The organism is Herpetosiphonaceae bacterium (assembly GCA_036374795.1).
GTDB lineage: Bacteria > Chloroflexota > Chloroflexia > Chloroflexales > Kallotenuaceae > LB3-1.
In genome coordinates this window covers 1-15727 of record DASUTC010000270.1, presented here as the reverse complement: position 1 = coordinate 15727, position 15727 = coordinate 1, and the positions used below count along the sequence as shown (strand labels likewise).

At 63.9% G+C, this 15727-nt stretch carries 11 protein-coding genes; 5 read left to right on the top strand and 6 right to left on the bottom strand.

Translation table 11 applies throughout. The annotated features are described in order from the left end of the window. Position 1: 1 nt before the first annotated feature. Both VFZ66_20775 and VFZ66_20770 read right to left on the bottom strand, forming a co-directional pair. Positions 2-853, bottom strand: coding sequence for a bifunctional 5,10-methylenetetrahydrofolate dehydrogenase/5,10-methenyltetrahydrofolate cyclohydrolase (locus VFZ66_20775; protein ID HEX6291631.1), 852 nt, complete (start codon positions 851-853; stop codon positions 2-4). 152 nt (positions 854-1005) lie between these two features. Further along, positions 1006-1866 carry an LLM class flavin-dependent oxidoreductase gene (locus VFZ66_20770; protein ID HEX6291630.1) on the bottom strand — a complete coding sequence of 287 codons (861 nt, stop codon included), beginning with the start codon at positions 1864-1866 and terminating at the stop codon, positions 1006-1008. A 789-nt stretch (positions 1867-2655) separates the two neighbouring features. Here VFZ66_20770 and VFZ66_20765 point away from each other — a divergent pair. The 5 genes from VFZ66_20765 (at position 2656) to trpA (ending at position 11260) form a co-directional block, all read left to right on the top strand. Beyond that, positions 2656-4347 carry a sialidase family protein gene (locus VFZ66_20765; protein HEX6291629.1) on the top strand — a complete coding sequence of 564 codons (1692 nt, stop codon included), beginning with the start codon at positions 2656-2658 and terminating at the stop codon, positions 4345-4347. Between the two features lie 555 nt (positions 4348-4902). Next, positions 4903-7962 (top strand): S8 family serine peptidase, encoded by a 3060-nt coding sequence (locus tag VFZ66_20760; GenBank protein ID HEX6291628.1) that lies wholly within the window; start codon positions 4903-4905, stop codon positions 7960-7962. Positions 7963-8072: 110 nt separating this feature from the next. Continuing rightward, positions 8073-9608 carry a S8 family serine peptidase gene (locus VFZ66_20755; protein HEX6291627.1) on the top strand — a complete coding sequence of 512 codons (1536 nt, stop codon included), beginning with the start codon at positions 8073-8075 and terminating at the stop codon, positions 9606-9608. A gap of 154 nt (positions 9609-9762) precedes the next feature. Continuing rightward, on the top strand, positions 9763-10395 hold the full coding sequence (locus tag VFZ66_20750) for a glycerol-3-phosphate acyltransferase (GenBank protein HEX6291626.1): 633 nt from the start codon (positions 9763-9765) through the stop codon (positions 10393-10395). A 76-nt stretch (positions 10396-10471) separates the two neighbouring features. Continuing rightward, on the top strand, positions 10472-11260 hold the full coding sequence (trpA, locus tag VFZ66_20745) for a tryptophan synthase subunit alpha (protein HEX6291625.1): 789 nt from the start codon (positions 10472-10474) through the stop codon (positions 11258-11260). 126 nt (positions 11261-11386) lie between these two features. Here the strand turns inward: trpA and VFZ66_20740 are convergent, their stop codons facing one another. The 4 genes from VFZ66_20740 to VFZ66_20725 form a co-directional block, all read right to left on the bottom strand. Then, complete coding sequence (locus VFZ66_20740; GenBank protein ID HEX6291624.1) at positions 11387-13342, bottom strand: UvrD-helicase domain-containing protein; 1956 nt, start codon at positions 13340-13342, stop codon at positions 11387-11389. A gap of 62 nt (positions 13343-13404) precedes the next feature. Continuing rightward, positions 13405-13995 carry a response regulator gene (locus VFZ66_20735; protein ID HEX6291623.1) on the bottom strand — a complete coding sequence of 197 codons (591 nt, stop codon included), beginning with the start codon at positions 13993-13995 and terminating at the stop codon, positions 13405-13407. Positions 13996-14000: 5 nt separating this feature from the next. After that, a complete protein-coding gene (locus tag VFZ66_20730) occupies positions 14001-14840 on the bottom strand; it encodes an SAM-dependent chlorinase/fluorinase (protein HEX6291622.1) in 840 nt (279 codons plus the stop codon). Positions 14841-15206: 366 nt separating this feature from the next. Beyond that, positions 15207-15727: hypothetical protein (locus tag VFZ66_20725; GenBank protein HEX6291621.1), on the bottom strand; the 521-nt coding region annotated here is incomplete at its 5' end.

Below are 15727 nucleotides of genomic sequence, written 5' to 3'. Positions count from 1 at the left end.
GCTACATTCCCAAGCTCTGCTCTGCGGCGCTGATCACGTTCCGCAGCAGCATCATGTTGGTGACAGGGCCGGTGCCGCCCGGAACCGGTGTGATCGCGCCCGCGACCTCTACGGCGCTCGCGTAGTCCACGTCGCCGACGATCGTCTTTGGCCCAACCTCGTTGATCCCGAAGTCGATCACCACCGCGCCGGGCTTGAGCATCGAGCCGTGGACGATACCGGGCTTGCCGACCGCCACGACGACGATGTCGGCGTCGCGCAAGATCGCGGCCAGATCGGGCGTGCGCGAGTGGCCGATCGTGACGGTCGCATGCTCCTGAAGCAGCAGCAGCGCCATGGGCTTGCCGACGATGTTCGAGCGCCCGATCACCACCGCATGTTTGCCTGCGATCGGAATGTTGTAGCGCCGCAGCAGCTCCATGCCGCCCGCCGGAGTGTTGGGCACGAACGCGGGCAGGCCCATCGCAAGCCGCCCCAGGCTCAGCGGATGCTGGCCGTCCACGTCCTTGCTCGGATCGATCGCAGCGATAACTTCGTCGGCGCTGAGGTGTTTGGGCAGCGGCACCTGCACGATGATGCCGTGCGTCTCCGGCTGCGCGTTCAGCGCGTGGATCTGCGCCACGAGCGCCTGCTGCGTGGCATCGGCGGGCAACTGGACGAGCTCAAAGGCAATCCCTACCTGCTGGCAGGCGCGCCTGATCGCGCGAACGTACCAGTCGGAGGCGGCATCGCCTGCGATCTGGACCACATCCAGCCGGGGCGTGAGGTTGTGCTGGCCGAGCCGCTCTCTATCGGCGCGCAGCTCGTCGCGGAGTGCGGCGGCGACAGCGGTGCCGTCGAGAATAAGTGCCATAGTTAGTCCCTGTTCCTGCAAGCGTATCGTCAGCATGATAGGAACAATCGGCGGCGCTGTCAAAAGCGACGATGAATAGAAACAGGGGATCAACCTTTGTTCCTTTGATCTTTTGATCTTTTGTTCTTTGTGCCTGGTTCTTGCGCTCCCCGCTATGCTTTTGGCGGCCCGCGCCGGATCAGCATACGCGCCTGATCGGGTGTTAGCTCCCAGGGCAGCACGTCCTGAACGATCCAGGTAGCCCCGGCTGCCGCGAGCGCGGCTACCGCCTCCTGGGCTGTCGCCGCGTCTTCCTGCCAGAGCGAGCGGCTGATCACCAGATCGTAGGGCGCGGTTCTCGCGCGCTGCCCATCGATATGTTCGAGCATTGTCCGCACACCATCCGGCGACGCGGGGCGGGCTATCGTGGAGTCTGGGGCGTCGGCCTCGGCGAGATAGTACGCGCCGTCCCAGCGGGCGGCTCGGCGCAGCGAGGCGGCGTCGGCCTGGTCTACCGCTGCCCAGATCGGGATGCGCTGCTGGACGGGCCGAGGCAAAAAGACGATCTCCTGAAGCTGATAATGTTCGCCGTCGTAGCCGAACGGCTCGCCGCTGCACAGGCCCGACACGATCTCCAGCACCTCATCGAGCTTGCTCGCGCGCGCCTGCGCTTCGTCTGCTACGCCCAACTGCGCGGAGTCTGTTGGCCCTGATTGATCCAGCCCAACGCCGAGGATCAGGCGCCCGCCCGAAAGCTGATCGAGCGCCACGATTTCACGCGCGACTTTCCATGGGCGGCGGTGATCGAGCGCTATCGCCAGCGGCCCGATCTTGATGTGGCTGGTACGCAGCGCAATCGCGGCCAGCGCGATCCAGGGATCGGTCACGGCTGGGACATGATCGGGATTGAGCGGGAGAGACTCCCAGACAAAAACACCGGCCCATCCCGCAGCCTCGGCCTCGTGCGCTAGTTCGCTGAGAAGACGCGGATCGCTGTACTCGCTGATGATCGGCAGATGTATGGCGTAACGCATATGCTGCTCCTGGTGTAGATGAGATCGATCGTAGGAAACGCGCGGAACGTGCAGAGCTGATCAGCATTGCATTGCGGTGCGCGACGACGCGATGTGCTTGTGGAATTTGGCTGTGATAGCAGACCGACGCCGCGCTGCATAGGCCGACTGGAAGGGTAAAGCTCTAGCGCGACCGTCGGTGTCTGCCGTGGTGCGATCGGCAGCTTGCTAAGCAGTATAGCAGACTCGTAGCCGATTAATCTACAGGCGCGTAGAACGTATTACGGACATATGCCCGGCAAGCGCAGGATCGCCACTGCCGGGATAGGGTGTAGGCTGGTGATAGCCGTGCAGGTTCATTCGGGCATCTTGACGATGCTTCTATTGACATTCAGTTTAAGGCGCCTATAATCGAAGAGAGATCTGGTACTTTAATCCCGCCCTACGATGCCCCCTGGTCGCCAGACATGCCACCCCATATCAATCTGATTGAATACGGAGCGGTGCTGCTCCAACCACGCCTAAAAGATGCGGTACCGCTCCGCTGAAGGCTCGGAGTTATAGACGGCGTATCTCCTGTTGGCGGCTCATCGGCATCTATTCCGTTTAATCGCATGATGCTCTGACGCGCCGCATGTGCCTACGACAGCGGAAGCGGTGTTCCCGATCTATGCCCCAGCGCGGCCAGTTCCTCAAGGAGGTGATGCCTCGCGAGCGCTGCCGATCACGTGAGCGTGCGAGATCTTCCGCCGCATCGCTCACGGGTTTTACGTCGAGGGTGTATGGTTTTTTAGTGAGAAAGGACAGCCTATGTACCGCTCACACGCAGCCCTGAAGCGTTCGATCGCGGTGCTGCTGCTGCTGGCGCTGGCGCTGCCCGCGTTTGCCGCAGGCGACACCGAGGTTTCAGTAGGCAGCCCCTCAACGCCCTTCCCACGCAACAAGCAAAACGAGCCGGCGGTTGCGGTTAACGCCGCTAATCCGATGATCCTGGCGGCAGGCGCTAACGACAATATCGATCTGGCTCCCTGCAATGGCAGTAGCTGCCCCTTTACCGACGGCGTCGGTGTTTCGGGAATTTACTTCTCGCTGGATGGCGGCATGACCTGGGTCCAGCCGACCTACACTGGCTGGTCGGCGCGCACGGGCACGCCCATGGTTGGGCCGATCGGCACGCTGCCCTGGTTCTACGAGAGCGGCCTGGCATCCGATGGCGATCCCGCGCTGGCATTCGGGCCGCGCCCCGGCCCGGACGGCTCGTTCTCGTGGAGCAACGGCGCGCGGCTGTACTACGCGAGTCTTGCCAGCAACTTTAGCGCCGAGCGCGAGGAATTCGCGTTCAAGGGCTTCGAGGCGATCACCGTTTCGCGCACCGATAATCCGGCGGCGGCGGCGGCGGGCAATAAGAACGCCTGGATGTATCCGGTGATTGTCACGAAGCAAAACGCGGCGCTCTTCTCCGACAAGGAGCAGATCTGGGCCGATAACGCCGCGTCCAGCCCATACTTCGGCAACGTCTACGTCTGCAACGTCGGCTTCCGCAGCAGCGGGCGGGGCGGCGCTCCAGAGCCGGTGCTCTTCGCGCGCTCGTCCGACGGCGGCGATTCCTGGCATACCCGTCAGCTTTCGGCGGCGACCAACACCAACCAGACCGGCGGACGGCAGGGCTGCGCGATCCGCACCGACAGCGAGGGCGTGGTCTATGTCTTCTGGATCGGCACCGAGATCCAGACGCGCGACGGCGTGCAGTACATGGCGCGCTCGTTCGACGGCGGCCAGCGCTTCGAGCGTCCGCAGGTTGTAGCCCGCGTCGTCGATGTTGGCGCGTTCGATCCGGCGCAGGGCCGCTTTACCTTCGACGGTATCGCTGGCGCGCGTACGATATCCTTCCCCAGCGTCGATATTGCCAACGGCGCGCCGACCGGCGCGGACGCGACCGATCGGATCGTGCTGGCGTGGCCGGATGCCCGCAACGGCCTCAACCATGAAGAGGCGCTGATCCAGTACTCCGACGATCGCGGCGAGAGCTGGTCCAACCCGGTGAATGGCGCGGTGCCGAGCGATCGGCCAGACTTCCCCGCCGTCGCGATCTCGCCTGACGGCCAGGATGTCTATCTGGTCTATATGGCCTTCCTCGATCCGTGGCGCACCAACACCAGCGATCCGCGCCGTATGCAGGGCGTAGTCCGTCACGCCAGCAGCAGCCTGACGGGCTGGTCGACGCTCCATCGGGGTGCTATCGGCGATGCGCGCGGATCGAGCGCGAACGGCCTGACCTCTGAGTTCCTGGGCGACTACAACTACGTGGTTGCGACGCGCGACGACGCCACTGCGGTCTGGAACGATGTGCGCGAGGCCGCGGTCTGCGCGGCGATCAACGAGTATCGCCAGTCGCGCCTGACCAGCAGCCCGCTCCCGGCACCCGCGCCGCTGGTCGTCTGCCCTGCCACCTTCGGCAATAGCGATATTTTTGGCGGCACGTATGCCGACCCAACGCCATAGCTCGGCGGCTGGCGGCAGCTTGAAGCTCGACGTGGCGTGTTCAGCCGCGTCACGTCGAGCAGGAGTACTCCTTGGGATGCGAGAAGATACTTCTTTCTAAAAAGAAGTAGACATTTATACTGGTTAATGTCGAGTATGCATCCTATTTGACATTTGCCGGACATTCGGTATAATTTGGTCATCCAAGCGCGGGTACTTTAGTACCGCTACAACCCATGACCGGATCGTCAATTTCCTTACACACAACTTACGACTGATTTGATAAGTAACAGTACTGCTTGATTACGTTCGATCGCTCGCTTTGATCGACTGATCAATGGTGTTGTTTCCGTGCCTTGTCGTATCAGTCCGTCATCGTCTTACCTCTCATCACTATCGGCTTATTCGGTATCGGATTCCATCTCGGTTCTCAGTTGGCTATCCTGAGGAGGAGCCTTCATGTCTACCCCCTTTAAGCGGTTGTTTGGTTCAATCTCCGCATGCGCTCTTGCGCTGTCACTGGTCCTTCCTGCTGGCGCTGCCCCTGCTCAGCAATCACAGAAGCCGCAGTTTTCGATGCATAACCGCGAGCTGCTTCAAGAAGCTCAGGCGCAAGGCAAGACGACGGTCACGCTGCTGATCGCCTCGCAGCCGGGCGCGAACAAGACGGTTGTGAGCGGCCTGGCCGGTCTTGGCGGCGTCGTGCGCTTCCGCGATGACGACATCAGCTATATTCGCGCCGACGTTCCTATCGCCCAGGCTCAGGCCGCCGCGCAGTTGAACGGCGTGGAAGCGGCTGACCTCGACGAAGTCATTCAGCTTGACGATCCCCGGCCTGAGGGCGCTGTTCCCGTGACGCCGCAGCCTGCTCCGGGCGCGAGCACCCCCCGCATCAACGCCTACATGCCTATTGGCGACATCGGCGCGGCGCAGTTTATGACCGCCAATCCCAACTGGGACGGTCGTGGCGTGACGGTCGGCATCGTTGATACGGGTATCGACCTCGATCATCCTGCGCTGCGCACCACCACCACCGGCGAGCGCAAGGTTGTCGATTGGGTCACGTACACCGATCCCTTCACCGACAACGATGCGACCTGGGTCAATATGCAGGATCAGGTCAGCGGCAGCACGTTCAGCTATCAGGGCGTGACCTACACCGCACCGGCCAATGCCTCCTACCGCATCGGCCGCTTCAACGAGCGCGATCCACGTCTCGGCGGCGAGGTCGGCAGCGATGTCAACCGCGATGGCAATCCTACCGGCAGCAGCGGTATCTTCGCCGTGCTGTGGGATACCGCCAGCAACAATGTCTATGTTGACACCAACCAGAACAACAGCTTTGCCGATGACCAGGCGATGACCGACTACCGCGTGCGCAACGACATCGGCACCTTCGGCACGGATAATCCGGCGACCGCAGTGCGCGAGGCGATGCCGTTCGTGGTCCAGACCGACGGCAAGAATAAGGTCGTCAACATCGGTATCGTTTCGGGCGCGCACGGCTCGCACGTCGCCGGTATCGTCGCGGCCAACGGCATGTTCGGCGGCGAGATGAGCGGCGCGGCTCCTGGTGCGAAGCTGGTTTCGGTGCGTGTCTGTCTGTTCATCTCCGGCTGTACGGCGCACGCGCTGATCGAGGGCATGACCTGGGTTGCCAAGCAGGGCAACGTCGATGTGATTAACATGTCGATCGGCGGCCTGCCCGCGCTCAACGACGGCAACAGCGCGCGCAACACGCTCTACAACCGCCTGATCGAGCAGTACAACGTCCAGATGTTCATCTCGGCGGGCAACAGCGGCCCTGGTATCAACACCATCGGCGATCCGTCGGTTGCCAGCAACGTGCTCAGCGTCGGCTCGTACATCTCGAAGGCGACATGGCAGCGCAACTACGGCTCCGACTCGGCCTACGACGATAACCTGCACTACTTCACGTCGCGCGGCCCGCGTGAGGATGGCGGCTTCAAGCCCAACATCGTCGCGCCCGGCTCTGCCGTCTCGACGGTTCCCACCTGGCAGCTTGGCGGCCCGGTTGCAGGCACCTTCATTCTGCCTCCAGGCTATGCCATGTTCAACGGCACGTCGATGGCAGCACCTCAGGCGGCAGGCGCGGCAGCGCTGCTGGTCAGCGCGGCCAAGCAGGCAGGTGTGCAGGCGCAGCCCGCGCAGCTCCGCCAGGCGCTCACCTCGTCGGCTCGCTTGCTCGACACCAGCCGGTTCCAGGTCTTCGATCAGGGCAATGGTCTAGTGAACGTCAGCGCGGCCTGGGATCTGCTCAAGACCAACATCAAGACCGCCGCGATCACCTCGTCGGTGCCGGTCAACACCCTGCTGAGCGGCTTCCTGCGCACGCCGGGCTACGGCCAGGGCATCTACGACCGCGAGGGCGTGACGATTGGGCAGAGCTACACCCGCGAGTACACCTTTACCCGCACCAAGGGTAGCTCGGCTCCCGTCACCTACAACCTGAGCTGGCTCGGCAACGACGGCACCTTCAGCTCGGCTGGCTCGATCGCGCTGCCGCTGAACAAAGCGGCCAAGCTGCTCGTGACGATCAATCCGGCCTCGGCAGGCTCGCACGCCGCGATCCTGAACCTGGATGATCCCTCGACCACCGGTATCGACTACCAGACGATGAACGTGGTGATCGCGGCTGAGGGCTTCAGCGCCGACAATAACTACACCATCACCAAGACCGGCACGGTTGGTCGCAATCAGTCGCTGCGCTACTTCTTCCGCATCCCGGCTGGCACTCCTGCCTTCAAGGTGGACTTCTCTGGCCCATCGGGTGCTGCTGGCACCGGCCAGGCGCGCTTCCTGCGCTGGCACCCGTACGGCGTCGGCATCGACTCGAACGCGAGCACGGCGTGCTACATCCCTGCCGCTGCCGCTGGATGCATTGCGACGAGCCGCACGACATCCAATCCGCAGGCGGGTGTGTGGGAAGTCACGGTCGATGCGCGCCGTACGTCGGATGCCGCTGAGGTGCCCTTCACCCTGACGGCCTCGATCCTGGGCGCGACAGTCTCGCCGAACCCGGATGTGATCGAGAGCGCGCAGGTCAACGTAGGCGTCAGCCGCAGCTACACCTTCACCAACCTGTTTGGCGCCTTCACCGGCAACGCCGCAGGATCGAGCCTGGGCAGTGCCCAGATTGCCCGCCCGACGATCGCCAACGGTGGACGCCAGGAGTATCAGGTATCGGTCGATGCAGGCTCGACCTCGCTGACCGCGCGCATCGGCAATCCGTCCGACGCGAACGCTGACCTCGACCTGTACGTCCTCAAGAATGGCGTGGTGCTCGGCCAGTCGTCGGACGGCGACTCCGAGGAGGCGGTGACGATTGCCAACCCGTCGGGTACCTACACCATCCGTATCGATGGCTACGCGGTTCCGGCTGGCAGCACGGCCTACGATTACCTGGACGTGTTCGCTAACGCTAAGTTTGGGACCATTGCCGTGACGGATGCCAGCGCGCTCCGCCCGGCAGGCGCAACCTGGAGCGCTCCGGCGGTGGTGACGGCGAAAGCAGCTCCGGCTGCGGGCCGCATCCTGCTCGGCAACGTCCTCGTCCGCTCGGAAGGCATTACGATCGGCTCGAATGAAGTGCGCGTGCTGAGCGTCACTGAGTAGGCCAACCAGTAGTCAGCGACACCCCCTATCAACGGCGATAGGGGGTGTTGTTTTTGAAGCGCGGCGTACATCCGGTGTGCGCCCGGCACCTCGTACAACGGAGGCTTCCCATGCGTCAGGTCTTGAGGTTCGCAGCAGTACTCGGCCTCGTTCTTGCCAGCGTTTTTTCGACCACCTTCAGCGTCGGACCGGCTCAGGCTGCCGGGACGATGCAAACCTATATCGTGCTGTACAAGGCGGAGGCAGTTCCCACCGATGCGGCGGCGATCATCGCTAGGGCGGGCGGCGAGCTGGTTCATAGCTACGGCGAGATCGGCGTGGTCATTGCCCGATCCGACAACGCCGCGTTCCGCAGCCATCTGCTGGCTGACAGCCGCATCGAGAATGCGGCGGCGACAACCGGCTTTGGCATGCGCCTGCAGGAGGATACTGTCGAGGGTGGTCCGGCAGGCGATCTGCCCAACGTGCCCGCCGCCGACGGCGATAATCTCTCCGGCTTGCAGTGGGATATGCGCCAGATCAAGACACCTGAGGCTCATGCTATTACCGGCGGCAGCCGCGCGGTGCTGGCCGGCGATCTGGATACCGGCCTCGACTATCGCCACCCCGATCTCGCGCCCAACATTGATTTCTCCAAGAGCGTATCCTGCGAGAGCGGCGCTCCCAACCAGGACCCCAATGCATGGGACGATCGCCAGGGACACGGCACGCACACCGCCGGTACGATCGCTGCGGCAGCCAACGGCGTCGGGATTGTGGGCGTTGCGCCAAACGTGCGCATCGCCGCCGTCAAGACCAGCAACGACGAGGGCTACTTCTTCCCGCACATGGTTGTCTGCGCGTTTATGTGGGTCGGGCAGCAGGGCTTTGACGTGGTGAACAACAGCTACTTCGCCGATCCGTATCTCTACAACTGCCGCAACGAGGCCACGCAGCGCGCGATCTGGAAGGCCGAGCAGCGCGCGATCCGCTTCGCTCAGTCGCGCGGCGTGACGATCTTCGCCTCCGCAGGCAACGATAACCACGACATGGCGCATCCCACGGTCGATGAAACCAGCCCGTCGGATGGCACGCCGCTCTCGCGCGAGATCACGAATGCCTGTCTGCGCATTCCGACCGAGCTGCCCGGCGTGATCACGGTGACGGCGGTGGGTAATCTCGGCCAGAAGGCGTACTACTCCGATTATGGCGTGGGTGTGATCCAGGTGACGGCTCCAGGCGGCGACCGCCGCTTCCAGGTAACGCCGGAAGCGCCGAACGGTCGCATACTTTCGACCTATCCGGCCAGCCGCTACAACCCGGCATCGCCGCTGATGCTGCGCGATTGCTCGGTCAGCCCGTGCGGCACCTATGCGTATCTCCAGGGTACGTCGATGGCCGTGCCGCACGCCACGGGTCTGGGAGCGCTCGTCGTCAGCCGCTTTGGCGATGCGCAGAATGCGCAGAATGGCACGCTGCGGCCCGGTCAGGTTGCGGGGATCATCAACCAGACCGCCGATCCGATCGCCTGTCCGCAGAACCCGTTCGATCCCGGTGGCACGGGCGCGTTCCTGGCCGAGTGCCAGGGCGGCGAGGGCTACAACGGCTTCTATGGTCATGGGCAGATCAACGCGCTCCGCGCCGTGCTCCACGACATGGGGCAATAAGCAGCGATGCGTACGCGGCGGCTCCTGCAATGGCGCAGGAGCCTTGCCTTGGCGACGGCGGCTGGGATGCTCCCAGCCGCCGTCTGTGCGTGCCAGCGATCATTGACGGCTCGATACCTGTTCGCTACAATCCGCGCAGGATGGAGAAACTACCATGCTCAGTCCGACACTGCTTCTGCTCCTGATCGTTAGTTTTTTGATCGGCGCCGTGCCGTTTGCGGTGGTCGTTGCCAGGGGGATACGCGGCGTTAACATCCAGCGCTCCGGCAGCGGTAATGCCGGGGCGATGAATACCTTTCGCTCGGTGGGGCCGGTGGCTGGTGTGCTGGTGGCGCTGCTGGATGGCGCGAAGGCTGCTCTGGCGATGTATCTTGGCCTGCGCGTGCTCGGCCCGGAGGCGGCGGCGCTGTGCGGCGCGGCGACGGTGGCCGGGCATTGCTTCTCGCCGTTTCTGATCTTTGCATCGCGGCGCGAGCGTGGCAGCGGCTGGAAGCTGTGGCTGCGACGGTCGGGCGGCAAGGGCCTGGCCTCCGGCATGGCGGTGCTGCTGCTGATCGATTGGCGGCTGGCGCTGATCATAATCGCGATCTTCTTCGTCGCGCTGCTGCTGCTGCGCAAGGATGAAACTTGGCCGTCGATGATCGCGGTCGCCAGCACGACGCCGCTGGTCTGGTGGTGGACGCGCGCCGAGGCGCTGACGGTCGCGGTGCTGCTGGTCAGCATTGTTGTGATTGTCAAGCATCTGCCGGACGTGCGCGAAGGATTCTTCGTCGATCAACCGACCTGATATGGACATTATCGCCGCGCGCCAGTTCCAGATTCCGCTCTGGCAGGTGCCCACGGCGCTCAGGATCGAGCAAGCTATGTCACGAATACGTTCAAGCTGGGAAGCGTTGGCGGCGGCGCGGCGACGTGCGCTGATTTTGTATCTGACGGTCGGCTTTCCTGAGCGCGAGTCGGCGCTTAATCTGGTGCCGCGCCTGATCGCCGCAGGTGCCGATATGGTCGAGCTGGGCGTGCCCTTCTCCGATCCGCTGGCCGACGGCGCTACTGTGCAGCGGGCCACGGAGCGGGCGCTCAAGAACCGTGTCAACGTCGCCTACTGCCTCGAAACGGTGCGGCTGCTGCGCGAGCGCGGCGTTCAGGTGCCGCTGCTGCTGATGGGCTATCTCAACCCGCTGTTGCAGTACGGCCTGGAGCGCTTCTGCGTCGAAGCTCAGGCGGCGGGTGTCGACGGGCTGATCATCCCCGACCTGCCGCCCGAAGAGTCCGCCGAGCTGCACGCGGCCTGTCGCGCCCATGATCTCGATCTGATCCTGTTTCTCGCGCCCACCTCGACCCAGGAGCGGATCGCGCATGTCGCCGAGCAGGCATCGGGCTTTATCTACTGTGTGTCGCTGACCGGCATAACCGGCGCGCGCGCAGAGCTACCCGCCGAGCTGCCAGCGTTTCTGGCGCGGGTGCGCGCCCAGACGCAGACGCCGCTGGCGGTGGGCTTTGGTATCTCGCGGCCTGAGCACGCGCGGCAGGTGGCGCAGGTTGCCGATGGCGTGGTCGTCGGCTCGGCGCTGCTGAACGTGGTCGAGCAGGCGCAGGATGTCGAGGCGTTTGTGCGCGGCCTGCGTGCGGGAGTCGATACGGAGGCACTCTAAGGGAACAAGGGAACAAGGGAACAAACGTTTTAAGCCTTTGTTCTCTTGTTCTTTTGTTCTTTTGTTCTTGCGTCCCCTACACCCCCGGCCTGATGATCCCGGTTCTTGGTTCTTGGCTCCTTGGTTCTATCGTTTCTCTCTCGCCCGCTCCTGCCCGTAGGCGATGATCTCGTCCAGAAAGCGCGAGCGTTTGAGCATCTGGCCGCGCTGCCGACCACCGGCCCACGAGAGCCAGACCTGCTCACGGGCGCGAGTCAGGGCGACATAACAGAGCCGCCGCTCCTCCTCGATGCCGCCGCTCTCGGCAAAGGCGCGCTCATGCGGCAGCGTGCCTTCTTCCAGCCCCGCGATAAACACGATCGGCCACTCCAGGCCCTTGGCGGCATGGACCGTCAGCAGTTGGACCGCGTCGCGCTCGTCCTCTTTGTCGTCGACCGCCGTCATCAGTGCGATCTCCTGCAAGAACGACGAGAGCGAGTCGTGCTCTTCGGCGGCAGTTTGTAGCTCCTGCACATGGCTCAGCGCATCGGGCCGATCGGCTTCGGGCAGGCTGGTTTTGATCCAATGGTCGTAGCCGCTCTGCGCCAGCACATCGGCGATCAGATGCGCGGGCGGGTAGCTGCGCTCCGCCTTCTGCCGCCAGCCGCCGAGCATCTGCGCGAATGTGCGCAGTGCTGTTGCCGCGTTGGGCTTGAGATTGGCGTAGCAGCGTCCGTCGAACAGGGCCATACCGGGCGCGAGGCCGTGCTCCGCCGCGTTGGTGGTGAACTGCTCGATCGTCACGCCGCCCAGGCCACGCGCGGGCAGGTTGATGATCCGCGCCAGCGAGAGACTATCCGCCGGGTTGGCGATGGCGCGCAGGTAGGCCAGCAGATCGCGCACGACACGCCGATCGTAGAAGCCGCTGGTGCCGCGCACGCTGTAGGGAATGCGCGCGTGACGTAGCGCCTGCTCCAGGCCACGGCTCATATGCCGCGTCCGAAACAGCACGGCGATCTCGCGGGGCCGTCGACCGCTGCCGATCAGCTCGCCGATCCGCCGCGCGACCCACTCCGATTCTTCGCGGCTGTCTTTCAGCTCATGGATTTTGATCACGCTGCCCGGCACGCCCGGCCCCTGCGCGGCGCGGAGCGGCAGCACACGGATTGCCTCGGCGTGGCGGATCACCGCATGGGCCGCGTCGAGCACCTGCTGCCGCGAGCGATAGTTGGTGATCAGCTCGACCACATGCGCTTGGGGAAAGTCCTTGCCGAACTGGCTGATGATCGTATGATCCGCGTTGCGGAAGCCGTAGATGCTCTGCTGCGCGTCGCCCACGACAAACAGCGAGCGCGGCTGCGTCATCGTCAGCAGCGTGACGAGGCCATGCTGCGCCCGATCGGTGTCCTGGTACTCGTCCACCAGCACATGCTGCCAGCGCGCCTGATGCTCGGCCAGCAGATCGGGATCGTCGCTGAGCAGGCGGTAGGGCAGCAAAATACAGTCGTCGAAGTCGATCGCGTTGTGCTTGCGCAGGCTGCGCTGGTAGCTGTCGTACAGCCCCGCCACGTACGCCGCCTGCTGGTCGCCGCCAGCCATGCGCAGCGCAAGCTGCGGCGTGAGCAGCCGACTTTTGAGCCGCGAGATCCGTCTGAGCACCTGCTCCGGCTCCAGCATGAGCGGCGGCCTGCCCCGCCACGACTCAAGCGCCGACTGGGCGAGCTGGCGCTGCTCCTCTTCGCCGTAGATCGAGAAATCTTTGGTGTAGCCTTTGAGCCGTCCGGCCAGCGACTCGCGCAGGATGCGCAGGCCGACGCTGTGGAATGTGCCTGTGGTGAGGCCACGGCTGCGCTCTTTCAGCAGCTCGCGCAGCCGTCCGCGCAGCTCAGTCGCGGCTTTGTTGGTGAAGGTGACGGCGAGGATCGACGACGGCGCGATCTGATGCGCGGTGATCAGATAGTGGATGCGTAGCGTCAGAACGCGGGTTTTGCCGCTGCCTGCTCCGGCGCGCACCAGCACCGGCCCGATCGGCGAGATTACCGCCTGGCGCTGCTCCGCATTCAGGTCAGGATAGAGTAGCTGTGAATGTGTCGGTCGTCGCATAGCGCGGGTATAGTACCATGTCCTGCCCGCCGATCGCGTACGCGGGCCTGATAGACCACGCGCTACTTCGAGCGTTTTGCGCGCAGCAGATCGCGTAGCTGCTGCGCATGCTTCAGCACCAGGGTCAGATCTTGCCGCAATTCGGCGGGCAGCGTTTCATCGACGAGGTGAAGCTGGACCAGCCCGATGATGCCCGCGAGCTGGTTGTTGATCTCGTGTCTCGCTCCGCCCCGATCGCTGGCCTCGCCAGGCTGCGCGGCGCTCTGCTGGAACATCCGCCGCTCGCGGGCGCGGTGGAGCGCGGCCATCACCAGCGACAGCGCGCCCGGCTTGAAGAGCCAGTCGTACACGCCCAGGCTGAGGCCGGTGTCGATGACTTGGGGCGGCGGCGGCTCGCTGAGTAAAATAATCGAGAGGTTGGAGTGGCGCTGGTGGATCCGCCGGGCCAGATCGAGCGCGCTCTCGATCGGCGACAGATCGATGACGACGGCATCCCACGGCTGCGCTTCGATCAGCTTGAATACCTCGCGCGCGGTTTGCACCATAGCAACCGCATGACCGGCCTCGGTCAGCGGAATCGCCACGGCTGCGATCGTCGGCTCACTATCGACGACCAGCACGACTCGAAGGGGTGGAGCATGCGGATCGATCATGATACCTACATTCTGCTATCGTCAATGCCACGGATACGAAAGCGGTCGCCTATATCAACGCCGAGCAACCGCGCCGCGTTACCGTTGCGCACGGAAATTTCGACATGCCCGCTGCTGCCGATTAAGCACATCGGTACGCCCGTTGGACCGTCCGAGTAGGTGCGGAAGAGGCCCGCAAGCTGCTGATCGATGATCTCGACGACAATCCGCCCGCCGATGCCGTGATCGCGCAGGTGGCTCTGCGTCACGTTGGTGATGCAGTTGCCGAAGCGATCGACGTGGATGATATGCCCCTGGAGGATCTGTCTGGCGTACGGCTGCGGCGTCATCAACTGCGCGGGCGTCAGCCCATCGATCGGCCTGCCAAGCGCGGCCAGCGGCACGCCCGCGACGATATGCGCGGCTACCGGAGCGAAAATATCGCGGCCATGAAACGTGGCGCTGATATGCGGCAGCCAGAAGCGCGCCTCGGTCAGCTCGATGATCCGCACGTCGCCGCCCCACTCGCGGTACAGGTCCTCGATCACCAGCCCGAACAACCCGTTGTCGGGACCGACGAAGGCGACATCCGGTGTTTGAAAAGCAATCGCGCGGCGGCTGCTGCCAACGCCGGGATCGACAACCGCGACATGCACCGTGCCGCGCGGAAAGTAGCGGTAGCCCGTGCTGAGCAGATACGCGCCCTCGACGATGTTGCCCGGCCTGATGCCGTGCGTGTAGTCGATGATCTGTGTCTGGCGGGTGATGCTCAAGATCACGCCCTTCATGATCCCGACATACGTATCTTCCAGCCCGAAGTCGGTTGTCAGTGTCACAATGCCGCTTGGTTGAAACCCACCGGTCATGCTGGCCGCTCCTTGAGAACGATGCTTACTCTCGGTGCTGCTCGAAACCTGCTGTGTTCGATTCTGTGATGCAAGGTTAACATGACCGGGCACACTTCGTAAAGTACGCACCAGCCCTGGTGTAGCGTTGAAAGTTTTGAGCTCTGAGTTCAGGAATCAGCGGTCCGGGGCAGGGGCCGGGTTTCGAGTTCAACGTTTTGGGTTGTGGCCCTCACCACGCCCAGAGGATACCCGCCCTGCCCCACGATCACGCGGGCCTCCGCCTTCGCGGCCATACGAGAGGGAAGCAGTTGGTTCTCGGTTCTCGGTTCAGGGCGCCCTCCGGGCGTCTTGATTCTCCGTTTGTTCTTTAGTTCTTGCCCCGCGCTACACGCTGTTGATCTCGCCGCGCAGACGCCCAAGCACGCCGTCGATCGCGGCCAGCTCCTCGCTCAGGCCGCTGAGCTGATCGCGCTGTGCCCGCACAAAGCGGGTGTACGGCCCGATCGCCTCACGAATCCGCGCCGCCGACGCCTCTAGCTCGCTGTTGACCTGCCGCGTGACGGAGCGCGCAAGCTGGTCGCGCAGGTCGCTGACCTTCTGGTGAAAGTCGCGCTTGGCCTGCCGCCGCTTGTTGGGAATGATGTACAGGCCCATCCCGGCGATTGCCAGCGAGGCCAGAATGCCGGTAGCATCCAGCAGCGCGCCATGCAGAACGGCCAGCAGAATGCCGCCTAATCCAACCGCGCCCACCTCGACGACGGCGGTGGCGGTCATGGCGCTCTGCACGCTCTGCGCCAGCTCATTGGCCTCGGCCTCGCGATCGTAGGTGCTGACGACCTGCCGCGCCGTCTGCCCGACCGATGCCAGCAGCGCCGCGCGGTTGTAGTCGAACGACGTGCCGATCT